Annotated in this window: 17 protein-coding genes and 1 pseudogene; 13 read left to right on the top strand and 5 right to left on the bottom strand. The window is 72.2% G+C overall.

Going from position 1 to position 23,032, the window contains the following annotated elements; genetic code table 11:
- Positions 1 to 4 precede the first annotated feature (4 nt).
- The 10 genes from J5X07_RS02820 to J5X07_RS02775 all read left to right on the top strand — a co-directional run bounded on the left by J5X07_RS02820 (position 5) and on the right by J5X07_RS02775 (position 12,542).
- Positions 5 to 790 carry an anthranilate synthase component II gene (locus J5X07_RS02820; RefSeq protein ID WP_208478602.1) on the top strand — a complete coding sequence of 262 codons (786 nt, stop codon included), beginning with the start codon at positions 5 to 7 and terminating at the stop codon, positions 788 to 790.
- Positions 787 to 2,016: an anthranilate phosphoribosyltransferase gene (gene trpD, locus J5X07_RS02815; protein ID WP_208478601.1), complete on the top strand. Its 1,230-nt coding sequence runs from the start codon at positions 787 to 789 to the stop codon at positions 2,014 to 2,016. Before J5X07_RS02820 ends, trpD begins: the two co-directional genes overlap by 4 nt.
- Positions 2,013 to 4,484, top strand: coding sequence for a tryptophan synthase subunit beta (gene trpB, locus J5X07_RS02810; RefSeq protein WP_208478600.1), 2,472 nt, complete (start codon positions 2,013 to 2,015; stop codon positions 4,482 to 4,484). Before trpD ends, trpB begins: the two co-directional genes overlap by 4 nt.
- 1 nt (position 4,485) lies before the next feature.
- Positions 4,486 to 5,352 (top strand): tryptophan synthase subunit alpha, encoded by an 867-nt coding sequence (gene trpA, locus J5X07_RS02805; protein WP_208478599.1) that lies wholly within the window; start codon positions 4,486 to 4,488, stop codon positions 5,350 to 5,352.
- A 164-nt stretch (positions 5,353 to 5,516) separates the two neighbouring features.
- Positions 5,517 to 6,899 (top strand): sugar porter family MFS transporter, encoded by a 1,383-nt coding sequence (locus tag J5X07_RS02800; RefSeq protein ID WP_124934277.1) that lies wholly within the window; start codon positions 5,517 to 5,519, stop codon positions 6,897 to 6,899.
- A gap of 104 nt (positions 6,900 to 7,003) precedes the next feature.
- Positions 7,004 to 7,741: a type II toxin-antitoxin system PemK/MazF family toxin gene (locus J5X07_RS02795; RefSeq protein WP_208478598.1), complete on the top strand. Its 738-nt coding sequence runs from the start codon at positions 7,004 to 7,006 to the stop codon at positions 7,739 to 7,741.
- A gap of 108 nt (positions 7,742 to 7,849) precedes the next feature.
- Positions 7,850 to 9,835 (top strand): hypothetical protein, encoded by a 1,986-nt coding sequence (locus tag J5X07_RS02790; RefSeq protein WP_124934305.1) that lies wholly within the window; start codon positions 7,850 to 7,852, stop codon positions 9,833 to 9,835.
- Entirely contained in the window at positions 9,828 to 10,535 is a 708-nt protein-coding gene (locus J5X07_RS02785) for an ATP-binding cassette domain-containing protein (protein ID WP_208478597.1), read from the top strand. Before J5X07_RS02790 ends, J5X07_RS02785 begins: the two co-directional genes overlap by 8 nt.
- A gap of 142 nt (positions 10,536 to 10,677) precedes the next feature.
- Complete coding sequence (rpsT, locus tag J5X07_RS02780; protein ID WP_009396927.1) at positions 10,678 to 10,938, top strand: 30S ribosomal protein S20; 261 nt, start codon at positions 10,678 to 10,680, stop codon at positions 10,936 to 10,938.
- A 116-nt stretch (positions 10,939 to 11,054) separates the two neighbouring features.
- Complete coding sequence (locus tag J5X07_RS02775) at positions 11,055 to 12,542, top strand: DUF1846 domain-containing protein (RefSeq protein WP_208478596.1); 1,488 nt, start codon at positions 11,055 to 11,057, stop codon at positions 12,540 to 12,542.
- Between the two features lie 4 nt (positions 12,543 to 12,546).
- On the opposite strand, the gene holA is transcribed toward J5X07_RS02775, so the two are convergent.
- The 4 genes and pseudogenes from holA to J5X07_RS02755 form a co-directional block, all read right to left on the bottom strand.
- On the bottom strand, positions 12,547 to 13,614 hold the full coding sequence (gene holA / locus J5X07_RS02770) for a DNA polymerase III subunit delta (protein ID WP_243896358.1): 1,068 nt from the start codon (positions 13,612 to 13,614) through the stop codon (positions 12,547 to 12,549).
- A 158-nt stretch (positions 13,615 to 13,772) separates the two neighbouring features.
- A pseudogene (locus J5X07_RS13220) lies at positions 13,773 to 14,762 on the bottom strand (ComEC/Rec2 family competence protein); the annotation flags it as partial.
- A gap of 638 nt (positions 14,763 to 15,400) precedes the next feature.
- Positions 15,401 to 16,237 carry a ComEA family DNA-binding protein gene (locus J5X07_RS02760; RefSeq protein ID WP_208478639.1) on the bottom strand — a complete coding sequence of 279 codons (837 nt, stop codon included), beginning with the start codon at positions 16,235 to 16,237 and terminating at the stop codon, positions 15,401 to 15,403.
- Between the two features lie 148 nt (positions 16,238 to 16,385).
- Entirely contained in the window at positions 16,386 to 17,207 is an 822-nt protein-coding gene (locus tag J5X07_RS02755) for a DegV family protein (protein WP_208478594.1), read from the bottom strand.
- A 322-nt stretch (positions 17,208 to 17,529) separates the two neighbouring features.
- Here J5X07_RS02755 and J5X07_RS02750 point away from each other — a divergent pair, with 322 nt between their 5' ends.
- Positions 17,530 to 18,258 (top strand): hypothetical protein, encoded by a 729-nt coding sequence (locus tag J5X07_RS02750; RefSeq protein WP_208478593.1) that lies wholly within the window; start codon positions 17,530 to 17,532, stop codon positions 18,256 to 18,258.
- Between the two features lie 25 nt (positions 18,259 to 18,283).
- Positions 18,284 to 19,075, top strand: a complete 792-nt coding sequence (locus J5X07_RS02745) for a hypothetical protein (RefSeq protein ID WP_208478592.1) — start codon at positions 18,284 to 18,286, stop codon at positions 19,073 to 19,075.
- A gap of 102 nt (positions 19,076 to 19,177) precedes the next feature.
- Here the strand turns inward: J5X07_RS02745 and J5X07_RS02740 are convergent, their stop codons facing one another.
- Positions 19,178 to 20,431, bottom strand: coding sequence for a glycosyltransferase (locus J5X07_RS02740; RefSeq protein ID WP_208478591.1), 1,254 nt, complete (start codon positions 20,429 to 20,431; stop codon positions 19,178 to 19,180).
- A 589-nt stretch (positions 20,432 to 21,020) separates the two neighbouring features.
- Between J5X07_RS02740 and J5X07_RS02735 the strand changes: the two genes are divergently transcribed.
- Positions 21,021 to 22,982 (top strand): helicase HerA-like domain-containing protein, encoded by a 1,962-nt coding sequence (locus J5X07_RS02735; protein ID WP_208478590.1) that lies wholly within the window; start codon positions 21,021 to 21,023, stop codon positions 22,980 to 22,982.
- Positions 22,983 to 23,032: the final 50 nt, after the last annotated feature.

Below are 23,032 nucleotides of genomic sequence, written 5' to 3'. Positions count from 1 at the left end.
CGCCATGGCACGAGCCGCCGCCACGGCAGGCGGCACGGGCGGGAGCGGCGGGGCAGGGGCCAAACCAGGAGGCCCCGCCCGCGTCGTCCTGCTGGACAACCGGGACTCCTTCGTCTACAACCTCGTCGACCAGTTCGCCTCCCTGGGGGCCGACATCGAGGTCTACCGCAACCATGTCAGCGCCGAGCGGGTGCTGGCGGCCCTGGAGCCCACCGCCGCCGAGCTGGCGGCCGGGAAGCGCCCGGTGCTGTGCCTGTCCCCCGGGCCGGGTCACCCGCGCACCTCGGGCTGCCTCATGGAGCTGGTGGAGGCCGGCCTGGGTCGCGCCATCCCCATGCTGGGCATCTGCCTGGGATTCCAGGCCATGGTGGAGGCCTGCGGCGGCACCATCGCCCCGGTGGGCCCGGTCCACGGGCGCAGCGACCGGGTGAAGGTCACCGCCCAGGGGCGCGCCGACGCCGCCCTGGCGGTGCTGGACGGCGCCCCGCTCGATGTGGCCCGCTACCACTCCCTGGGCACCCGGGCGCTGCCGGAGGACCTCATCTGCCTGGCCCGCACCACGGGCGGCACCGGTGAGGGCGGGGCCGGCATCGTCATGGCGGCCCGCCACCGCAGCGCCCCGGCCGTGGGCCTGCAGTTCCACCCCGAGTCGATCCTCACCCCCCAGGGCCCGGCCCTGCTGCGGGCCCTGACCGCCGATCTGGCCGCCGCCCGGGCGGCCCGGCCGGGCGGGCCCCCGCCGCACAGCCCCGCCCCGAGCCCCCGGACCACCAAGGAGACAGCACGATGACCACTGACGCCGATCGCAGCGCCCTCGAGGCCACCGCCCCGGCCCCCGGGGGCCGGGGCGGCCAGGAGGAGCCGCTGCCCAGCGCCCGGGACGCCCACGACCTGGTGCGCCGGGTGGTCCAGGGAGGGCGCCTGAGCCATGAGGAGGCCTCCATCGTCTTCGCGGCCCTGGGCGCCGGGGACCTGTCCGAGGCCCAGACCGCCGCCCTGCTCGCGGGCCTGCACGCCCGGGGCGAGGAGGCCCAGGAGATCAGCGGGGCGGCCACCGCCTTCCGCGCCGCCGCCCGCGCCTTCCCCGCCGTCACCTTCCCCCTGGTCGACGTCGTGGGCACCGGCGGGGACGGGGCCGGCACCATCAACATCTCCACCGGCGCGGGACTCGTGGCCGCCTCCATGGGGGTCTCGGTGGCCAAGCACGGCAACCGGGCCGTGTCCTCGCGCACGGGGGCCGCCGACGTCGTCGCCGAGCTGGGCCTGCCCCTGGACGTGGCCCCGGAGGTGGCCGTGGAGCTGCTGGCCCGCGACCACTTCACCTTCCTGTTCGCCCAGGCCTACCACCCGGCCATGCGCCACGTGGCACCGGTGCGCCGGGCCCTGGCCACCCCCACGATCTTCAACGTGCTGGGCCCCCTCATCAACCCCGCCCACCTGACCTACCAGCTCATGGGCGTGTGGGACCCGGCCATGCTGGACATGATCGCCCAGTCCATGGTGCAGCTGGGGCGCAAGCGCGCCCTGGTGGTGCACGGCTCGGGCCTGGACGAGATCGCCGTGCACGGCCCCACCCTGGTGCGCGAGGCCACCCCCCGCGGGGTCAAGGCCTACGAGGTCACCCCCGAGGAGTTGGGCGCCAGCCGCTGCGAGCTCGACGACCTGCGCGGCGGCGAGCCCGCCGACAACGCCCGGCTGCTGCGCGAGGCGATCTCCGGCCAGGGCCTCCCCGCCCACCGGGAGGCCATCGCCGTCAACGCCGGCGCCCTGCTCTACCTCGCCGGCCCCGCCGACAGCCTGGCCGACGGCGCCGCCATGGCCCGCGAGCAGATCGCCTCGGGCGCCGTGGCCGCCCACCTGGAGTCCATGACCAAGGCCTCCGACCTGGCCTCCGAGCTGGCCCCCGAGCCCGTGCCCGGGCGGGACCGGGAGCCTGCCACCGCGCCGGCCGGCGCGCCGGCCGGCGGGCCGGGCGGGGAGCAGCCGTCGCAGGATCAGGAGGGGCAGGCCTCATGAGCACCCCCACCACCCCGACCGGCGCCGCCCCCCGCGAGCGCCGCGAGCCCATCGAGGCCCGGCTCATGGCCACCGGCACCGTCCTGGACACCATCGTCCAGGCCCGCCGCCGGCGCCTGCCCGAGCTGCGCGAGCGCTTCGGCCATCTGACCGCCGAGGCCCTCCCCCGCTCCCAGCGGTCCTTCGCCGCCGCCCTGCGACGGCGCAGCGGGCCGGGGGCCAGTGCCCGGCCCGCCCTCATCATGGAGTGCAAGGCGGCCTCGCCCTCGCGCGGCACCATCCGCGCCGACTACGACCCCGCGGCCCTGGCCGCCCACTACGCCCCCCATGCGGCCGCGGTCTCGGTGCTCACCGAGCCCGACCGCTTCAACGGCTCCTTCGAGGACCTGGCGGCCGTGCGCGCCGCGGTGGAGGCGCCGGTGCTGTGCAAGGACTTCATCGTCGATGAGATCCAGGTGCTCGCCGCCCGCCACCTGGGGGCCGACGCCATCCTGCTCATGCTCTCGGTGGTGCCCGACGAGGTCTACCGCGAGCTGGCGGCCCTGGCCGACGGCCTGGGCATGGGGGTGCTCACGGAGGTCTCCACCCCCCAGGAGATGCACCGGGCCGCCGCCCTGGGCGCCGAGGTCATCGGCATCAACAACCGGGACCTGCGCACCCTGGCCACCGATATCGCCCGCACCGAGGAGCTGGCCCCCCTGGCGCCGGCCGGGGCGGTGCTCGTGGGCGAGTCGGGCATCGCCTCGCCCGCCGACGTGCGCCGCCTGGCCGGGCTGGTCGACGCCCTCCTGGTGGGCTCCTCGCTCTCGGGCGCCGCGGACCCGGGCGCCGCGGCGGCCGCCCTGGCCACGGCCGTGCCCACGGCGGCCCCCACCGGGACGGCCCCTGCTGGCGGCGCACCCGGGGAGCGGGCCGGGGCCGGCGGGCGCACCGGGCAGGTGGCGGGCCGGCCGGGCCGGGACGCTGCGACGCCGTCGGCGGCACCCGCAGCACCGGCGGCTGCGACGCCGTCGGCGCCCCAGAGCCCGGACGGCGGCGCCCCGCGGCACGGCGATGCGACGCAGCCGAGCAGCACGGCCCGGCCGGGCGTCGCGGCCCAGGCGGGCCGGGCGACCCACCCGCGCCTTCCGGCCTTCTTCGGGCCCTACGGGGGCCAGTTCGTCCCCGAGCTGCTCATCCCGGCCCTGGACCAGCTCGAGGACGCCTTCATCGAGGCCCAGGCCGACCCGTCCTTCGCCGCCGAGCTCGATGAGCTCATGACCCGCTACCTGGGGCGGCCCACACCGGTCACCGAGCTGCGCAACCTGCCGGTGGAGGGAGGCGCGCGCATCCTGCTCAAGCGCGAGGACCTCGTCCACGGCGGGGCGCACAAGGGCAACCAGGTGCTGGGCCAGGCGCTGCTGGCCCGGCGGATGGGCAAGAGCCGCATCATCGCCGAGACCGGCGCCGGCCAGCACGGGACGGCCACCGCCATGGTCTGCGCCCTGCTGGGGCTGGAGTGCACCATCTACATGGGCGCCACCGACGTGGTGCGCCAGGCCGCCAATGTCGAGCGCATGGAGCTCATGGGGGCCACGGTCATCCCGGTGGCCTCGGGGGCGGGCACCCTCAAGGACGCCGTCAACGAGGCACTGCGGGACTGGACGGCGTCCTTCGCCTCCACCCACTACCTGCTGGGCACGGCCGCCGGCCCCCACCCCTTCCCCACCATGGTGCGCGAGTACCACCGGGTCATCTCCCGCGAGGCGCGCGCCCAGGTGCTGGCCCTCACCGGGCGGCTGCCCGACGAGGTCATCGCCTGCGTGGGCGGGGGCTCCAACGCCATCGGCATGTTCGCCGAGTTCATCGACGACGAGGGAGTGGCCCTCACCGGGGTCGAGCCGGCCGGGGAGGGGCTGGGCACCGCCCGCCACGGCGCTCCCATCAACAAGGGGCTGGTGGGCATCCTGCACGGGGCGCGCAGCTACCTCATGCGCACCGCGCAGGGCCAGGTCGAGGAGTCCTTCTCCGTCTCGGCGGGCCTGGACTACCCGGGCGTGGGCCCCGAGCACGCCTGGCTGGCCGACACCGGGCGCGCCAGCTATGTGGGGGTGGAGGACGATGAGGCCATCGAGGCCTTCCGCCTGCTGTCCCGCCATGAGGGCATCATCCCGGCGGTGGAGTCGGCCCACGCCCTGGCCCATGCGCTGCGCCTGGCGCGCCGGGCGCCCGCCGGGGGCGAGGCGCCGATCCTCCTGGTGTGCCTGTCGGGGCGGGGGGACAAGGACCTGGACCAGGTGCGCATGCGCCTGGGCGGCTCCTTCTCCGACGACGGCGCGGTGGCCCGAGCCGCCCGCATGGTCGAGCAGATGGGCAAGCGCAGCGAGTACACCTCGCTGGCGGCGGGGGCCACCGCCGTCGGCGGCCCGAGCCAGGGCCCCGGCGCCGGTGATCCCGGCGCGAGCACGAGCCCGGTCAAGGAGTCCTGAGATGAGCCGCTACCCCCAGATGTTCCGCTCCCTGGACGAGCGCGGTGAGGGGGCCTTCGTGCCCTTCGTCATGGTGGGCGACCCCACGGCGTCGGCCAGTGAGGCCATCATCGAGGCCCTCATCGAGGGGGGCGCCGATGCCCTGGAGCTGGGCGTGCCCTTCTCCGACCCGGTGGCCGACGGTCCCACCATCCAGCGGGCCCATATCCGAGCCCTGGAGGCGGGTGTGGGCTTCGATGCCTGCCTGGAGGTGGTGGGCCGGGTGCGCTCCCGCCACCCGGAGCTGCCCATCGGCATGCTCATCTACGGCAATGTCCCCTTCGCGCTGGGGCTGGAGGCCTTCTACGCCCGGTGCGCGGCGGTGGGCATCGACTCGGTGCTGCTGCCCGATGTGCCGGTGCGCGAGTCCGCGGCCTTCTCCGCGGCTGCGGCCGATGCCGGGGTCGATGCGGTCTACATCGCCCCGCCCTCGGCCGCCGAGCACACCCTGGATGCGGTGGCGGGGGCCTCGCGCGGCTACATCTACGCCGTGTCGCGGGTGGGGGTCACCGGCACCGAGCACGCCTCCTCCACGGTGGGCCTGGCCCAGGCGGTGGAGCGGCTGCGGGGGGCCGGGGCGGCACCGGTGATGCTCGGCTTCGGGATCTCCCGGCCCGAGCAGGTGGCCGAGGCCATCGCGGCGGGGGCAGATGGGGCGATCTCGGGCTCGGCGACGGTCCAGATCATCGAGGCCCACGTCCCCGCCCTGGCCCAGGCGGCGCAGACGGAGGCGGAGGGCTCGCCGGCCCATGCGGCCGCCCTGGAGGCGCTGCGCGCCGAGCTCATCGGCTTCGTGGCGGCGATGAAGGCGGCCACCCGCGCCCCCTAACCCCTTCTTTTCGACAATTTGCATGAGATCGTACTTCTCCGGGCCTGGAGAAGTACGATCTCATGCAAATTGTCGAAAGTGGGGAGGCGGTGGCGCTGCCCTGGTAGTGTGCGATCACCTCGGGTTGCGCTCGGCAGCCCATCCTGCGATGAAGGAAGCCGACGATGCCGTCAGCCACCAGCAGCAAGATCAGCCCACTCGTCATCCGCAGCGCCATCGTGGCCGCGCTGGGAGGACTCCTCTTCGGATTCGACACAGCCGTCATCTCCGGGACCACCAACAACCTGCGCTCGGTCTTCGACCTGAGCGAGTTCGGTCTCGGGTTCACGGTGGCCACCGCCCTCATCGGAACCATCATCGGCGCCATGTCCGCGGGGCGCCCCGCGGACATCTGGGGCCGCAAGAACATCCTGCTGACCATCGGCCTGCTCTACACGGTCTCAGCCCTGGGCTCGGCCCTGGTCTCCGACTGGTACCTGTTCATGTTCTTCCGCCTCATCGGCGGCATCGGCGTGGGCGGGGCCTCCGTGGTGGCACCGATCTACACCGCTGAGATCTCCCCCGCCCGGGTGCGGGGACGCCTGGTGGGGCTCGTGCAGTTCAACGTGGTGCTCGGCATCCTGCTGGCCTACCTGTCCAACTACGTGCTGGCCAAGGTCTTCGACTACGAGGTGGCCTGGCGCTGGATGTTCGGCATCGAGGCGGTCCCCGCCATGGCCTTCCTCCTTCTGGCCCTGACCATCCCCGAGAGCCCCCGCTGGCTCTACGGCAAGGGCCGCACCGAGCTGGCCCGCTCCATCGTCGAGCGCCTGACCTCCTCGCGCCAGGAGGCCGACTTCGAGATCGGGGAGATCGAGCAGGCGCTGAAGCAGGACGCCTCCATGGGCAAGGCCCCGTTCTTCGTGCCCCGCAACTACCGGGTCATCCTCCTGGCCTTCGCGATCGCGGCCTTCAACCAGCTCTCGGGGATCAACGCCATCATGTACTACGCCCCGGACATCTTCCGCATGGCGGGGGCGGGCTCGGATACCGCATTCCTGTCCTCCATCGCGGTCGGGGCCATGAACCTCATCGCCACGATGACAGCACTGACCGTCATCGACAAGTTCGGCCGCCGTAAACTGATGATCGTGGGCTCCATCGGCTACCTCATCTCCCTGGGATCGATCGCGGTGGTGTTCTTCATGTCGGGCGAGAGCTTCAGCGGCGGCGCCTCCACCCTGGTGCTGCTGAGCCTGCTGGTGTTCATCGCCGCTCACGCCTTCGGCCAGGGCTCGGTGATCTGGGTGTTCATCTCCGAGATCTTCCCCAGCCGCATCCGCGCCCGCGGCCAGGCCCTGGGCTCCTTCACCCACTGGTTCTTCGCCGCGGTCATCTCCTGGAGCTTCCCGGCCATCGCCGGGGGCCTGGGCGGCGGATGGGCCTTCACCCTGTTCCTGGTGTGCATGGTCGGCCAACTCATCTGGGTGCTGACCACGATGCCCGAGACCAAGGGCGTGCCCCTGGAGGAGATGGAGGAGAGGCTGGGCCTGGGGAGCGGGCACTAGCCGCTGTCGCCGCCTCCGAGGCGCTCATCGAAGCTGATCGGCGCTCCGCAGGCCCGGCCGGGCCTGCGGGGCGCCGTCGATGCGGCTGCGGCTAGGGTGGCCCCATGGCCAGTCTGCTCAACCGGATCCTGCGCGTGCTCGGGCGCGCCGCCGCCGATGCCGCCTCCGAGGCGCTGACAACCGCGACGAAGCCGACGGGGGCCACCGACGGCCCCGCCGATCGCCCCAGTGCCGAGACCGCCCCAGGCCCAGGAGGCGGGGGGACGGCGAGGCCCGCCTCACCGAGCTCCCCCGGTGCCCAGCGCAAGGGCGCCGCCTCCAGGGACAGCTCGCACCCCAAGCCCAGCGGCGCCTCGTCCCGTGGGGCCGACCACCCCGGCCGCGGGACCGACGACGGCGCTCGGGGCGGCGGCAGCGCGCCGCATCGCGGGGTGGCGGTCTACGACGTCGCGGCCCTGGGCCTGCCCGACTTCACCTACAGCCCCGATCCCGACGGGGATGCCGACCCCGGCGAGGTCGTGTGGACCTGGGTGCCCTATGAGGAGGATGCCGCCCGGGGCAAGGACCGCCCGGTGCTCGTGCTCGCCCGCGCCCGGGGCCTGCTGGTGGTGGCCCAGATGACATCGAAGGACCACGACCGCGACGCCGCCCAGGAGGCGCGTTGGGGCCGCCACTGGCACGACGTCGGCTCGGGGCCGTGGGACTCGCGGGGCCGCCCCAGCGAGGTGCGCCTGGACCGGCTGCTGAGCGTAGAGCCGGGCGCGGTGCGCCGCGAGGGCGCCACCATGCCGCGCGGCACCTTCGAGGCCGTCGTCGCGGCCCTGCGCGCCCACCACTCCTGACCCCACTTTCGACAATTTGCATGAGATCGGCCTTTTCCAGGCCTGGAGAAGTACGATCTCATGCAAATTGTCGAAAGTGGGCGGATCCGCCTACTGCACGACACTCCCATGAAGAATTTTCTCAGAGCCACCTGGGCCCTCAACCTCGCACTTTGCCTGGCGACCATCCTGCTTGTCCCCCAGACGCTCCTGTCCTTGTTCCCGGCCGAGGCGAGCGGCTACGTCATCATCAGCAGTACCGGCGTCGACCCGGATGAGCTTCGTCAGATCGGCGAGCAGGCCGACGTCGAGGTCGCCCAGGTACGCCACATCACAGCCTTCGCAGACACCATCGATGAGTCCTTCTCGACCACCAACGTCGAGATCCTCGGTTACGAGGCCGACGACTACATCCGTCCACCACTGACCCCCCTGCTCCTGCCGGAGCCCATCGCCTACGGTGGCAGCACCGTCCAGGATGATGCCCTGGGCGGGTGGTACGCCATCGGCTCCCGGCAGGGCACCGCTCAGTTCCTCAACCACGCCGCCGACCGGTGGAGTGATCGGATCAGCGGATCAGGGACCCTGGCACCGGGCCTTGCCCTGTCCACCGCCATCAACTCCGAGATCGGCGTGAGCCTGCTGATAGCCCAGATGGTCCTGGCGCTCGTCCTGGCCCTTGCCACCACCACCCAGTCCTCCTCCTACAGAAGCGCCCGACTGCTGGGCCGCTCCCACGCCCGCCTGGCCCTCCACCTCCTCAAGAACAGCCTCCTGACAGCATGCCGGTGGCTCCTGCTGCCCCTGGCCCTACTGGCCCTGCTGGTGGCCTGCGACATCTACGGCTCCGCCGTGCTGAGCATCCACCGCATGAGCGCCGAGCTCATCGCCTGCTGCACGGCCCTGACCCTCGCCGCAACCCTGACCGGCACATTGGCAGGATGGGCCGTGCTCGCCGCTGGGACCCGGCGGCGCCCCGGCACTGAGGCGCATCCACGCCACGGGATCGCTCTGCTGACCTACGCACTCGTGCTGACCATGACCTGGTCCTTCTCCACCGCGAGCACCAGCCTCATCATCGATGTCCTCCAGGCGCAAGCACTGCGCAACCAGGCCCAGGCCCAGCAGTCCCTCCCTGCAGCCACTACCCTGAGCATCTGGTCGGTCAGCGAACCCACCTTGAATGCCAAGACGCCGCAGATCGCGTCCTTCATCGCCCAGGCCCAGGAGGAGGGGCACCTCGTCCTGGCCTGGGCGATCCCCAACGGCTCCAACGAGGACGGCAGTGGGCCGCCCACACTCTACCTCAACAACACGGCCGCAGCCCACTACGGCCTGCCCGAGGTCGCCGAGCAGCGGGTAGCCCTCTACCGGCCCCAATCGCTGGCCAGCCAGGACGAGGCCCTGACCCAGGGGCTCGTCGAGCAGGCCCGCTTCAATGCCCTGCACGGGGCGAGCGCGAGCACGATCACCGTCACCGCTCACGACCTGGAGGAGGTCAGCGCGCTCCTGCCGGAGAACCTCCCCGCCGTCAGCTTCTTCCTCAGCACCGAGGGCACCCGCACCGATGATTGCCTCATCGCCGTGGTCCCCGACGGCTACTTCGCCCCGGACGACTACCTGTCCGCCATCACCCAGGGGGCCGCAGCCCTCACCGGCCACAGCCTCGTCTCCCTGCGCGAGAACCTGCGCGAGCACCATGTGGAGGACCTCGTGGCGCGCTTCGACACCGTCGGCACCGGCAACACGGCCCTCAGGGAGCAGACCACGCGCACAGCAGTCCTCCACGCACTCATCCTGCTGACCGCAGGCACCGGTGCCGTGGCCAGCGCCGGGCTCGCGGCACGGGCCTGGGCGCAGGCCAGGCGGCGCAGGCGAGAGATCGAGCGCCTCCTGGGCCAGCGGCCGCTGGCCGGTCACCTCTTGACCGCGATCCTCATCACGATCCCCGTGCTCATCCTCGCCTGGCCGCTTCTGACCCAGCCCAGCGCTGAACTGGCCCTCACCCAGGCTGCGTGCGCCCTGGCCCTCACCGCGGCCGCTGTCGTAGGAGCGCGCCACACCACCGCTCGGCCCACCCATCCCCGCCGCAGGAGGCAGGCCCACCATGACTGACACGCTCACCGCCACAGGCCTGACCATCTCCAGGGGCGGGCGCCTGCTCGTCGACGGGCTCGACCTGTCCCTGAGGGAGGGCACCGTCACGGCCCTCAGCGGTCCCAACGGCTCCGGCAAGACCACCACCGCGTGGTGCCTGGGCCTGCACGACCTCGATTTCACCGGGACCGTGACCATCGATGGCCAGCACTCCGGACGTATGAGCCCGCGCGACATCCGCCGGGCGCACCGCACCACGATCGCCCTCCAGCCCCAGGACCTCCTTCTGGAGGACTCCTGGACCCCCGTCGCCGCACTGCGCCACGCCGCGTGGGCGCTCGGGCTCCCCCGGCGCCAGCGCGGAGCACGGATCGCCGATGCCCTGGCCGCCGCGAGGCTCACCCACCTGTCCCGGACCCGCACGGGCCTGCTCAGCGGCGGGGAGCGGATGCGGGTGGCCCTGGCTCGCACACTGCTGATGGAGCGCCCCCGCCTGGTCATCCTCGATGAGCCCACCGCCGGGGCCGATGAGGAGCTGGCCGCGCTGGTCATCGGAGCCCTGGACGAATGGGCCCGGACCTCCGCGGCGATCCTCGTGGCCACCCACGACCCCAGGCTCATCGAGCGAGCGGAGAGCCAGGTGGAGCTCGGCGCAGGCGAGCAAGTTCACGCGCCCGGTGCCCGTGCGCACGAAGCCCTTGAGAATCCGGCCTGGTAGAGTCACCCCCTGGACCTCTGGCCTGGCCGGCTGCGGGGTCCGGCGACCGGGCCAGCCAGGTGCCCCACCACCTCCATGTCGGCCCGCGGCGCGAACCCTCTCTTCCGGCCATCGACCGAACCAGACACGAGAAAGCTTCACCGTGGCGAACATCAAGTCCCAGATCAAGCGCATCAAGACCAACGAGAAGGCCCGCCTGCGCAACAAGTCCGTCAAGTCCGAGCTCAAGACCTACGTGCGCCGCGTGCGCGAGGCCGTTGAGGCCGGAGACAAGGACGCCGCTCTCGAGCACCTCAAGGCCGCCTCCCGCAAGCTGGACAAGGCCGTCTCCAAGGGAGTCATTCACAAGAACCAGGCCGCCAACCGCAAGTCCAAGCTCGCCAAGCGCGTCGCCTCCCTGTAAGGCCCGCACAGCAGTGAGCAACGTCGAGGGCGCCTCCCCACCGGGAGGCGCCCTCCCCTTTTTCCCGCCCCGTCCCTACTGACCGTCCCTGCCCCCAACCCCCACCAGGAGAGTCGATGCGCATCGGATTCGACCGCGACAAGTACCTGCACATGCAGTCCACCCACATCGCCGAGCGGCGCTCCCAGTTCGGGGGCAAGCTCTACCTGGAGTTCGGCGGCAAGCTCGTCGACGACATGCACGCCTCCCGCGTCCTGCCTGGCTTCACCCCCGACAACAAGATCGTCATGCTCGCCGAGCTGGCCAGCGAGGTCGAGGTGGTCGTGGCCGTCAACGCCAAGGACTTCGCCCGCAACAAGGTGCGCGCCGACCTGGGCATCCCCTACGAGGACGACCTGCTGCGCCACATCGACGCCTTCCGCGGCTACGGGCTGTACGTGGCCAGCGTCGTCATCACCCAGTGGACCCACGACAACCGCCAGGCACAGGACTTCAAGCGCAAGCTGGAGACCCTGGGGCTGAAGGTCTACCGCCACTTCCCCATCCCCGGCTATCCCAACGACGTCGCGCGCATCGTCTCCGATGAGGGCTACGGGCGCAACGAGTACATCGAGACCAGCCGCGACCTGGTGGTCGTCACCGCCCCCGGGCCGGGCTCGGGCAAGATGGCCACCTGCCTGTCCCAGCTCTACCACGACCACCAGCGGGGCCTGGCCTCCGGCTACGCCAAGTTCGAGACCTTCCCCATCTGGAACCTGCCCCTGGACCACCCGGTCAACATCGCCTACGAGGCCGCCACCGCCGACCTCGACGACGTCAACATGATCGACCCCTTCCACCTGGCCGCCCACGGCGTCCAGACCGTCAACTACAACCGGGACGTGGAGATCTTCCCGGTGCTCACCCGCCTGTTCGAGGAGATCCTGGGCTCCTGCCCCTACGCCTCACCCACGGACATGGGTGTCAACATGGCCGGGCACTGCATCAGCGACGACGAGGCCTGCCGGGAGGCCTCCCGCCAGGAGATCATCCGCCGCTACTACAAGGCGCTGGTGGCCGAGAAGCGCGACGCCGCAGAGCCCGTCCAGTCCAACCGCATCGCCCTGCTCATGGCCAAGGTGGGGGTGAGCACCCACGACCGCCCCGTGGTGGACCCGGCCCTGCGGGTGGCCCGCGCCACTCACGCGCCGGGGGCCGCCATCGAGCTGCCCGACGGGCGGATCGTCACCGGCAAGACCAGCGCCCTGCTGGGCTGCTGCTCGGCGATGCTGCTCAACGCCCTCAAGACCCTGGCGGGCATCGAGGACGGCGTGGAGCTGCTGGCGCCGGAGTCCATCGAGCCCATCCAGACCCTCAAGACCCAGCACCTGGGCTCGCGCAACCCGCGGCTGCACACCGACGAGGTGCTCATCGCCCTGGCCGTCTCAGCCAATGGGGACGACAATGCGCGGCGTGCCCTGGATCAGCTGGAGAGCCTGCGCGGCTGCGACGTGCACACCTCCACGATCCTGGGCCCCGTGGACGAGGGCATCTTCCGCTCCCTGGGCGTGCAGGTCACCAACGAGCCGGTCTACGCCACCAAGTCGCTGTACAAGAAGCGGTAGCGCCTCAGCGGGCGGGCCGCCCCCCGCTCCGGGGCGCGGCTCCCGCGCCCCGGGCCCGGCAGATGGCCAGGACGGCGCGCTCGACGGCGTAGACGGGGTCGCGGCTGGCGCCCTTGGTCTCGGCGTCGGCCCGGGCCACGGCCAGGATGGAGGTGGCCAGGGCGTCGTCGGACCAGCCGGAGAGCTCGCGCCGGGCCCGGTCCACCTGCCAGGGGGCCATGCCCAGCTCCGCGGGGCTCATCCGCCGGCCCCCGGCAGCGGCCACGCGCGCCAGCTGGCGGATCTTCATGGCCAGGGCCGCCACGATGGCCACCGGGTCGGTGCCCGTGGCCACGGCGTGGCGCAGGGCCGTCACGGCGGCGGGGGCGTTGCCTGCCGCGGCGGCGTCGGCGACGGTGAAGCCGGTGGCCTCGATGCGCCCGGCGTAGTAGGTGCGCACGTGCTCCACGCTCACGGTGCCCTGGGTGTCGGCCAGGAGCTGGTCGACGGCGGAGGCCAGCTCGCGCACGTCGCTGCCCAGGGCGTCGACCAGGGCCCCCACGGCCTCGGGCTCGATGCGCCGCCCGGCGCGGCGCACGTCGGCGGTGACGAGGGCGGACTTGTCCTTGGGGCTCTTGATGGCGTCGCAGGCGATGACGGGGTAGGGGGAGGCCTTGATCGCATCGAGGAGCCTCTTGCCGCGCTGGCCGCCGTTGTGGCGCAGGATCACGGCGACCTCCGGGTCGGCGGTCCCCACGTAGGCCAGCAGGTCGCTCAGGAGGGCGTCGGTCATCTGCTCCAGGGCGGGGATGAGGATGAGCCGCGGCTCCCCGAACAGGGAGGGCGACACGAGGGTGTCGAGCTGGTGGGCCTCATAGGTGGCGGCCTCGACCCGCGTGACCTGCGTCGTGGGGTCCTTGGCCCTGGCCTGGGCCACGAGGAGGGCCACAGCACGGTCGGCCAGGATCTCCTCCCCGGCGCGGATGAGGACCACCGGGGCGAGCTCGGCCTGGTCCCAGGGGATTCCTGCCGGGGCGCCGGAGCCGCGGGAGCTGCGCGCGCCTCGGGAGCGCGAGGATCGGGGCGATGCCATGGGACAAGCCTGCCACGGGGCGGCCGCCTGAGCCCCACTGCCCGGCGCGGGCCGCCCGGCAGGCGCCCGGGGCCGGGAGGGCGGCGCAGCAGGCCTGCGCACCTGCGGCGCGCCCCGGGGTGGGCCAGGGCGACGACGACGGCCTCGGCCCCGGCGGCGGCGAGCGCGCCGGTGATCCCGGCGGGCCAGGGCATCCGGGCTCCCGGCAGGTGGGCGAGGGCACCGGCGACCGCCACCAGCCAGGCGCAGCCCGCCGTGGCCGGCCAGGCGATGAGCCCGGCGGCCGCGGGCCACAGGGGCGCGATGAGGGTGGCCAGGATGCCGCAGACCGTGACCAGGGGGACCACGGGGGCGGCCAGGACGTTGGCGGGGACCGACCAGGCCCCCGCGCTGGGCTGGAGGAGGATGAGGATGGGGGCGCAGGCTGCCTGGGCCACCAGGGGCAGGGCCAGGGCGGTGGCCGCCCACCGCGGCAGGCGCCGGGACAGGGCCGCGGCCATCGGGCGCTGCCCCAGCAGGATGCCCGCCGTGGCTGACACGGACAGGGCGAAGCCGTAGTCGCGGGACTGCCAGGGGTCGGCCAGCAGTAGCAGGAGGATGGCGGCGCACAGGGAGGGCAGCGCCGCCGCCCGCCGTCCCGCGGCCACCCCGAGGAGCATGACCGACCCCATGGCGGCTGAGCGCAGCACCGATCCCGAGGGGCGCACGAGGATGACCAGGCCGGCCAGGAGGAGGGCGCCGACCAGGGCCCGCCACCGGCGCGGCACCACCCCCAGGGCCGCCAGGCACAGCCCCAGGACGATGGCCACATGCTGCCCGGAGACGGCCGTGAGGTGGGTCATGGACACGGTGCGCATGTCCTGGCGCACTTCGGCGGGCAGGGCGTGGTCGTCCCCCAGGGCCACGCCGGGCACGAGCTCGCGGCTGCCCCGGGGCCAGGGCCCCGGTAGGGCCGCTGCACCCTCGGTCCCCCCGGTGGGGGCGCCGACGGCCCGGGCCAGTCCCCGTCTGAGGGCGGTGACGGCGCCCAGGGCGCCCGAGGCCGGCTCGAGGAGCCGCACGGTGGCGGAGCGCCCGATGAGGGCCGTCTCCCGCCTGCCGGGCTCGGTGGCCCGGGGGCTCGCGCGCACCCGCACCCGGTCCCCCATGTCCAGGCGAGCCCACTCCTGCCCTGCCAGGACGATGGCCCGCTGCCGGCTGGGCCGGCCGTCGACGCTCTCGACATCCAGGATGGTGATGACCGTGGTGGCCCTGGGCGTGGCCGAGACCCGGGGCTGCTCGGCCACAGTGCCCAGGAGGGTCACGGCGCCCGGGCGCGCGGTGGCGGCGGTGAGGGGGTCCAGGCCGCGGGACCACATCTGGGCGGCGCTGACTGCCAGCACGCCGCAGATGGCCACCAGGCAGACCAGGAGGCTGGCGGCCGGTGACCCGATGGTCTCGGGCCGGTCCTGGGGCGCGCCCGGCCTGTCATCGGCACGGTGGCGCGGTGGGCGGAAGCGCAGCGCCGCGATGGCCAGAAGGATGCCGGGGCCCAGGCATGCCAGGGCCGCGGCGGCCACCGTCCCCCAGGCCGCGGCCGGTTGCCCGACCGCCCAGAAGGCCGCTGCCCAGGCGCTGAGGGCTGGGGGCAGGAGCCGCAGGTCGAGGGCCTCGGGGGCCTTTCCGGTTCGGGCGGGCGCGCGCCCGCGCCGGGAGGGAGCCAGGGCGGACAGGACGGCGGGGTCGTCCCAGGGCGCTGCTGCGGCGGGGAGGGTCGGCGGCCGGGGGCCGCGGGTGGTGTCGCGGTTCATACGGTGGCCGCCTCCTTGAGGGCCTCGAGCTTGGCCCGGCCGATGCCGGGGACATCGGTGAGGTCCTCCACGGAGGCGAAGGGACCGTGGGTCTGGCGGTGCTCGACGATGCGCTGGGCCAGGGCCGGCCCTATCCCGGGGAGCTCCTCGAGCTGGGAGGCGGTGGCGGTGTTGATGTTGATGCGGCTGCCGGGGGCCGCCTGGGGGCCGGCAGCCGCATCGCCCGGCGGCGGGCCTGGTGCGCTCGGGGCTGCCTGCCCGCCCGCCCGGCCGGGGTCCTGGGGCGGGAGGGTCTCCCCGAGGCGGGGCACCCGCACCTGCTCGCCGTCGGCCAGGGCCCGGGCCAGGTTGAGCTGGTCGGTGTCCGCCTCGGCGGTGGCCCCACCGGCGGCCTCGATGGCGTCGACGACGCGCGCCCCTGGGCGCAGCAGGACCACCCCGGGGCTCTGGACGGCTCCGGCGACGTGCACGACCAGTCGGTCCTGCCCGGGGGCGCCGGTGCCCAGCGGGTCCGCCGGGGCCGTGCCGCCTCCTGCCGCCCCGGTGCTGCTGGAGGCCGTCGGGCCGGCTGGCGGCTGCGCTCCGGCGATGCCCGCTGGATCGGCCTGTGCGGGTGGCGCTGCGGCGCCGTCGGTCGGGACCGGGGCGGGCGCGGGAGCGCCTGTGGGGGCCGGAGCCGAGGCCGAGGGCGCCAGGGCGACGGCGCGCAGGGCGAGCAGGAGGGCCAGGACGATGAGCGCCACGCCGGTGATGATGGCGGCCCGCGGTGCGATGGCCAGGCGCCGGGGATGGGTCTCGGGCTCGATCGGGTCGGTGGAGCAGGCGAGCCGCACGAGCTCGTCGAGGGGCCGTTTCCCCGAGTGCGCCCGCCTGCCTGCCATGCCTCGACGCTACTGCGGGGCTCGCGGGGCGTCTGGCGCTCCCGGCGTGACTGTGGACGGGGCCTGCAGGAGCGGGGCCTGTGGAGACCGGCTCGGGGCCCTATCCCAGGGCCGGGGCCACCGCGATGCCCAGGGCGCCGGGCCCCAGGTGGACGCGCAGGGCCTCATCGATGGGAAGGGTGAGCATCTGGACGGTGAGGGCCCCGGACTCCTCGAGGGCTGCGCGGAGCTCCTGGGCGAGCTGGTCGAGGGCCGTGGGGTCCTCGCCCTGGATCGCCAGGCGCACGGGCTCGGCCGGGGGGCGGGGCCCTGACAGGGCGGTGCCTCCGGCGGCGCGGACGGCGTGGTCGATGAGGTGCCTGCGGGCCCGTGCGGCTCCTCGCACGGTCTCGACGGCGCGGATGCCTGCGGGGGCGACCTCGAGGATGGGGCGGATGCCCAGGACTCCGCCGAGGCGGGCGGTGGTCCTGTCGATGCGGCCGGAGCGGGCCAGGGCGCTGAGGCTGTCGATGATGAAGAACTGGTGGGAGCGGGCCGCGGACTCGTGGGCGAGGGCGGCGCCGTGCCGCAGGTCCTGTGCGCCGCTGGCGGCCAGGGCGGCCAGGGCGAGCGCCGCCGAGCAGGTCCCGGAGTCGATGACCTCGACGTGGGCAGCCTCCTCGGCGTTGACCTGCTGGGCCGCCAGGCGGGCGTTGTCCAGGGTGCCGGACAGGGAGGCGGACAGGTGGAGGGCCAGGACCTCCCGGCTGCGCCGGGCGGCGGCCCGGTAGGCCTGGGCCAGCTCCTCGACGCCGGGCCGGGAGGTGGTGGGGGCGCCTGCGTCGTCGGTGTGGGTGTGGAGGGCGACGACCTCGATGCCGTGGTCCTGGGCGAGGCCGCGCGTGAGGCAGGCGGCGGAGTCGGTGACGACGGCGATCGGCATGACGCCAGCCTATCGGTCGATCGGTGCGCCCCGCCGCGGCCATGACGGCCTGCGCATGCGCCGGCGCTCGGACCACGGATCAGGCAGTAGGGGAATCCTGCACTCTCAAGCCATCAAACTTCTCGCTTTTTCATGCCACACCCAACTTTCTTCCAGGCAACACTAATCTTGTTCTGTTCTTACGAAAACGAGAAGATGTCGAGCATTCCTTGTCCTGCACCACGAATACTGCACGACCGCAACGAAAACCACCGGCACGCCCTTGGCGGGAGCGGCAGGGCCGCTGATTCCATACGCATCGACACGCGCCTAGCATGCACTCATGAGACAACTCGCTCCCCGGTTCTCACGACCCATGATGCTCGCACTGGCCGCCACCTTGGCCATCTCCGGCTGCGGCACGGACAGCGCCGACCAGCCCACCGCTGAGACGGCTTCCACGGCGGTCACTGCAGCAGCGCCCGACCCGGCCCCCGAATCCCCCAGCACGACCCCCGATACCAGCACACCCCCATCCCCCACCCCGAGCGCCGCCCCTGACCCACAGGGCGACAGCACCACACCTCCCCCGTCCTCGGACGCCGGCCCCACGGGGAATCCCGGCAGCACTGGGGGCGCGGCACCGTCCCTTCCCACCGATCGAGAGCTCACCATCGACGATATTTTCAAGATCAGCCCAGAGGCACGCGAAGGAACATTCGACGTCGCCACCACAGAGAATCAGAAGGGGATCGGGATTACCATCTTCCCCTACTCCTCATCAGAGGAGGAGGTGGAGTTGCGCCTGGGGAACCGATACGAGGAACTCACCTTCACCATAGGCCAGGACAACAACTCGGAGACCTCCGACATGGTCCTCAAGGTGGAGATCGAGAAGAACGGCACCAGTGACGATTTCGAGAACATCCCCTTCAATCAGACCACCCCTATCACCGTGGATGTCAGGGACGTCAATGCCTTGAAAATCATCCTCACTTCCGAGCCTCGCGAGGGAAAAAGGTCATCGGATGGAAAGATCACTGCGGTACTGTACAGCATGAAAGTGCGATAAGCCTATCAGGAAGGCATGAGGCCCAATGGCCAGCACCCCATCCACCCCAGAGAAGACTGGCCCGCGGAAGCGACTGCAGAAGAGACTCAAAGAAGGCATCTATCTTGCTGCCGCCATCGCTGGGATATTAACCATCCCCGTCGCATATCACATCTATTGCCTGAGCCGCAACGACACCCCCACACCAGAACCTCTCACCCGCACCGTCATAAATTCCGATACCACCCAGGAGCCTACCCCAGCCCCCGAAGAATCCAGCTCCCCCACCTCGAGCTGCTACGATGGCGACGCCCCGACACTATGCAGTTCTCAGCACACCCGGGAAATCTATTCGAGCAGCAGTGGATCCTGTGACGAGACATCTATCATCCTCCATTTAGGCGGGAACCCTGGAATCGATATTCTTGATTCATCTTTATCCATCGAGGAGATCCCGGACTTTAATGGAATGTGCTCAGTCACCCATGCAGGGGGATTACCAATGTCCCCCTTGAAGGATCTGTGGACAAAAGACGATAATAATGATGGATATTCCGATGGCGGAGAGCTCCGCCAATGCTTCAACCACCAAGGACTCCCCACCTCGTGCGATGATCCCCATTATTCTGAGATCATCTACCAGGGCGACCAAGAGATCGACTGCCGCGAGCATTACCGGATATTCTCCGGCCGCTCCGCCAACGTGGACAAGAACATCAAGATCATCGGCTACCCTGAAGGCGATCAGTTCAGTTGCCGGGTGGAGGTGCAGACCAGCAACGAATCGCTGCTCCACTCAGTGCGCAACCTTAATGATACCCGCCCCCTTATCCACTGACTCAACCTGCTTGAACGACTGAGAACGGGCAGACTGGCAGAGTTCCACAGAAGAAAAGTCCATCACCTCAGCGTGTCAAGCGGATTTCCTCATCTATTATCGTCACTTTTCACGACAGGTACCTACAAGCTCGGAGTAGAGGCCAACCAATCTGGATGCGGCAGTGGCGACGTCGAAGCCCTGCGACACCTCCAGGGCTCCGCGGCGCAGGCCCTCCAGGCGCGCGTCATCGCCCAGGACCCCATTGAAGGCCCGGGCGAGGTCCTCCCCCGTGATACCGCCGGCGAGGACCGCATTGCGCTCGGTGAGGCACTCGGTCATGCGCTCATCGCAGTACACGATGGGCAGCCCCGCCGCGGAGGCCTCCAGGAACACCATGGGCTGGTTATCGAAGTGGTAGGAGGCCAGGGCGAAGATGTCGGCCTGCTTGAGCATCGCGGCCACCTCCCCCGGTGACCGCATCCCGGCGAGGATCACCCGCCGGCTCACCCCGAGCTCCTCGGCCCGACGGCGCAGGTCCTCCTCGCAGGGCCCTCCGCCCACCAGCACGAGGCTGACGGTGCTATCAGTGATATGCGGCAGCGCCTCGATGAGCGCCCTCTGGCGCTTCTCAGGGCTGAGGCGGGCCACGCAGATGATGAACCGCTGACCCGGGGCCTTATCGATGGGCGAGTCCTCGCCGCGGGCGCGGCGGTAGCGGGAGGTGTCGATGCCGTTGGGCAGGATCATGCACGGTGAGCTCAGCCCGCCGTCCTCGATGAGGATCTGCGCCAGGTGCCGGGAGGGGGCCAGGCAGGCGTCGCACTTGTTGGCGAAGGCCGCGGTCAGCCGCCATCCGTGCCGGGACAGCGCCGCCTTGATGGTGGCCCGGCGCAGCTGCTTGATGGAGTCGCGGTGGACCCTGGGCAGCACCGGGGCGGACTTCAGCGCCACGGGGAAGGCGAAGGACAGGGCGAGGAGCCCGGCCATCACGGCCACCGGGTAGTCGTCGATGAGCTCGGTGTAGAGGGTGTGAATCGTGGTCACATGCGGGATCCCCTGGCGCTTGGCCACGGTGTGGGCCAGGACCCCCAGGCTGAACTGGGTCTGGCTGTGGACGATGTCGAAGCCGTAGCGGTCGAATCTCCTGGCCAGGCCCGGATAGATATTGGCCATCTCCCGGCTGTCGAAGACGTAGTACTTCGAGGAGGGCAGGCGGATGATCCGCTCGTCGCTGTCCGTGTGGCCCTCGGCCTTGGGCGCGACGATGAAGACCTCGTGGCCCATGCGCTCCAGCGCCTCGCGGAAGCCCGCCGTAGAGGTCGCGACCCCGTGGACCGAGGGCAGGTAGTCGTCGATGAAGAAGGCGATCCGCATCTCAGCGCCCGCCTGCCGCATGGACGACGGCGGCTAGATGCCCGGGGCGGGCCGCGCCGTGGCGGCGGACCAGGGATCGGGGCGCCCCCGGTGGGCGCAGAGGGCGATGAGGGCGAGCCTGGGCACGGGGCATGGTGGTCAACCGGTTCATGGGTGGGACGAACCTCGTCGCTGGGGATGGGCAGGGCTCCTGGGCGGGGCCGCCGGTGGCAGCGCGCCCCGCCAGGAGGGTTCGATGGGCCGAGGCTACCGCGAGGAGAGCAGATCAGTACCTCCCCTTCCCCACGAGGGCTGCGTCACAAGGACGGCTTCCCCTTCAACCGGCCCGGATGGCGGGTCCATCCGTCCCTCCTCGGGAGCCAGCGTCAGGGCGGTGGGTGAGGGCCCTCCCCGGCGGCTACTGGCATCCCGGCGCGCATCGTCCACCGGGGGCTTGGAGAGTTCTGGAGCACCGGGGGCCCGGATCTGCGGCGACGGCTGCCCTGGGCGGCCCCGGGCGGGCGGGCAGCGGCCTGGGCGGCGGGCCCCTCCCGCAGCACCGCCCCGGGAGCTCGGCCCCGATGTCACAGGGAGCGTTTACGATGGCATCATGACCGACTCCGCTGATATCGCACGCCTCAAGGCCGAGGCGGCGCAGGCCGCCGCCGATGCCGCCGCGGCCAAGGCGGCCGCCGCCCAGGCCGCGCTCGACGCCGCCCTGGCCTCCGGCGCCTTCCCCGACGCCCCCTCCGCCGATCACCAGCCCGCGGAGCAAGCCGCCGAGGAGGCCTCAGGCACCGAGGAAGCCGCCCAGCCGGCCGCCGCCGCGCCGTCAGGGCCACCGCAGGCCGCTCCGGCAGAGCCCGCAGCGCCATCAGGGCCCACGACGCCGTCGGACGCCCCAGCGCCGTCGGGCTACGCGGCCCAGGTCCGCGACGGCTACTCCTTCTCCACCCCGACCCTGCCGGTGGGCACCTACCTGGACACCCAGGCCGAGGGCGAGCCCGCCCCCGTGGCGGGCCTGTCGGTCGGCATCCCCCTGGGGCTGCTCAACCGCCACGCCCTGGTGGCGGGCGCCACGGGCACCGGCAAGACCCGCACTCTCCAGCTGCTGGCCGAGGGGCTGAGCGCGGCGGGCGTCCCGGTGTTCCTGTCCGACATCAAGGGAGACCTCACGGGCCTGGCCGAGCCGGGCGCCACCAGCGACAGGCTCACCGCCCGCACGGCCGCCACCGGCCAGCAGTGGGCGCCCCAGTCCTTCCCCCTGGAGCTGTTCACCCTGGGCGGCGGCGCCCAGGACGGGGCGGTCAAGGGCACCCCGATCCGCACCACGGTCACCGAGTTCGGGCCGATCCTGCTGTCCCGGGTCCTGGGCCTCAACGACACCCAGGCCTCTGCCCTCCAGCTCGTCTTCCACTGGGCCGACGCCCAGGGCCTGGCGCTGCTGGACCTCAAGGACCTGCGCGCCGTCGTGGACTACCTGACGAACACGGATGCCGGCAAGGCCGAGCTCAAGACCATCGGCGGGGTCTCGGCGGCCACGGCCGGGGTCATCCTGCGCGAGATCGCCGCGCTGGAGGCGGCCGGCGGGGACGCCTTCTTCGGCGAGCCGGCCCTGGACGTGCGCGACCTCATGCGCACCGCCCCTGACGGCCGGGGGCTCATCTCCGCCCTGGAGCTGGCCGATATCCAGTCCCAGGGGACCCTCTTCTCCACCTTCCTCATGTGGCTGCTGGCCGAGCTCTTCGAGACCCTGCCCGAGGTGGGCGATCCGGACAAGCCCACGATGGTGTTCTTCTTCGATGAGGCCCACCTGCTCTTCTCCGGCGCCACCAAGGCCTTCCTGGAGGCCGTGGTGCGCACGGTCCGCCTCATCCGCTCCAAGGGGGTGGGCATCGTCTTCATCACCCAGTCCCCCACGGATGTTCCCGACGACGTCCTGGCCCAGCTGGGCTCGCGCGTCCAGCACGCCCTGCGCGCCCACACCCCGGCCGATGCGGCGAACCTGAAGAAGGCGGTCTCCACCTTCCCCACCAGCCCCCTGAACCTCAGCCAGGTGCTCACCAGCCTGGGCACGGGCCAGGCGGTGGTCAGTGTCCTGGATGAGAAGGGCCGCCCCGCCCCCGTGGCCCCCGTGGTCATCAACGCCCCCGCCGCGGTCATGGGCCCGGCCCAGGAGACCACCGTGGCCCAGGTGCTGTCCTCCTCGGCCCTGGCCTCGAAGTACGCGACGACGGTGGACAACGAATCCGCCTACGAGCTGCTGGCCGGCCGCGTGGAGGCCGACGCCCGCGCCGCCGAAGAGGCGCGCGCCGCGGAGCAGGCGGCCAAGGAGGCCGCCAAGGCCGAGGCCGCAGCCCAGAAGGCTGCAGAGAAGGAGGCGGCTCAGCGCCAGAAGGAGGCTGAGAGGCTGGAGCGCGAGGCCGCCAAGGAGGCCGAGCGCCGTCAGCGGGAGGCCGAGCGCGCCGCCCAGCGCCGCAGCCGGGAGATCGAGAGGACCATCGGCAGTGTGGGCCGCCAGATCACCCGGGAGATCACCCGCTCCATCTTCGGCACCCTGCGACGGCGGTAGCCCAGCACGCCTGCCCTCGCCGAGCCCGGCTCTCCTGGCCCGGACCGACG

This window comes from Actinomyces bowdenii (genome assembly GCF_017592395.1).
In the GTDB taxonomy this organism is placed as follows: domain Bacteria; phylum Actinomycetota; class Actinomycetes; order Actinomycetales; family Actinomycetaceae; genus Actinomyces; species Actinomyces bowdenii.
Note: the sequence above shows the minus strand (reverse complement) of the source record. Positions and strands in the feature narration are given on the sequence as shown.

Coding starts and splice junctions, on each gene's coding strand:
- J5X07_RS02820 (WP_208478602.1), top strand. CDS start 5: ATGGCACGAGCCGCCGCCACGGCAGGCGGCACGGGCGGGAGCGGCGGG.
- trpD (WP_208478601.1), top strand. CDS start 787: ATGACCACTGACGCCGATCGCAGCGCCCTCGAGGCCACCGCCCCGGCC.
- trpB (WP_208478600.1), top strand. CDS start 2,013: ATGAGCACCCCCACCACCCCGACCGGCGCCGCCCCCCGCGAGCGCCGC.
- trpA (WP_208478599.1), top strand. CDS start 4,486: ATGAGCCGCTACCCCCAGATGTTCCGCTCCCTGGACGAGCGCGGTGAG.
- J5X07_RS02800 (WP_124934277.1), top strand. CDS start 5,517: ATGCCGTCAGCCACCAGCAGCAAGATCAGCCCACTCGTCATCCGCAGC.
- J5X07_RS02795 (WP_208478598.1), top strand. CDS start 7,004: ATGGCCAGTCTGCTCAACCGGATCCTGCGCGTGCTCGGGCGCGCCGCC.
- J5X07_RS02790 (WP_124934305.1), top strand. CDS start 7,850: ATGAAGAATTTTCTCAGAGCCACCTGGGCCCTCAACCTCGCACTTTGC.
- J5X07_RS02785 (WP_208478597.1), top strand. CDS start 9,828: ATGACTGACACGCTCACCGCCACAGGCCTGACCATCTCCAGGGGCGGG.
- J5X07_RS02775 (WP_208478596.1), top strand. CDS start 11,055: ATGCGCATCGGATTCGACCGCGACAAGTACCTGCACATGCAGTCCACC.
- holA (WP_243896358.1), bottom strand. CDS start 13,614: ATGGCATCGCCCCGATCCTCGCGCTCCCGAGGCGCGCGCAGCTCCCGC.
- J5X07_RS02755 (WP_208478594.1), bottom strand. CDS start 17,207: ATGCCGATCGCCGTCGTCACCGACTCCGCCGCCTGCCTCACGCGCGGC.
- J5X07_RS02750 (WP_208478593.1), top strand. CDS start 17,530: ATGAGACAACTCGCTCCCCGGTTCTCACGACCCATGATGCTCGCACTG.
- J5X07_RS02745 (WP_208478592.1), top strand. CDS start 18,284: ATGGCCAGCACCCCATCCACCCCAGAGAAGACTGGCCCGCGGAAGCGA.
- J5X07_RS02740 (WP_208478591.1), bottom strand. CDS start 20,431: ATGCGGATCGCCTTCTTCATCGACGACTACCTGCCCTCGGTCCACGGG.
- J5X07_RS02735 (WP_208478590.1), top strand. CDS start 21,021: ATGACCGACTCCGCTGATATCGCACGCCTCAAGGCCGAGGCGGCGCAG.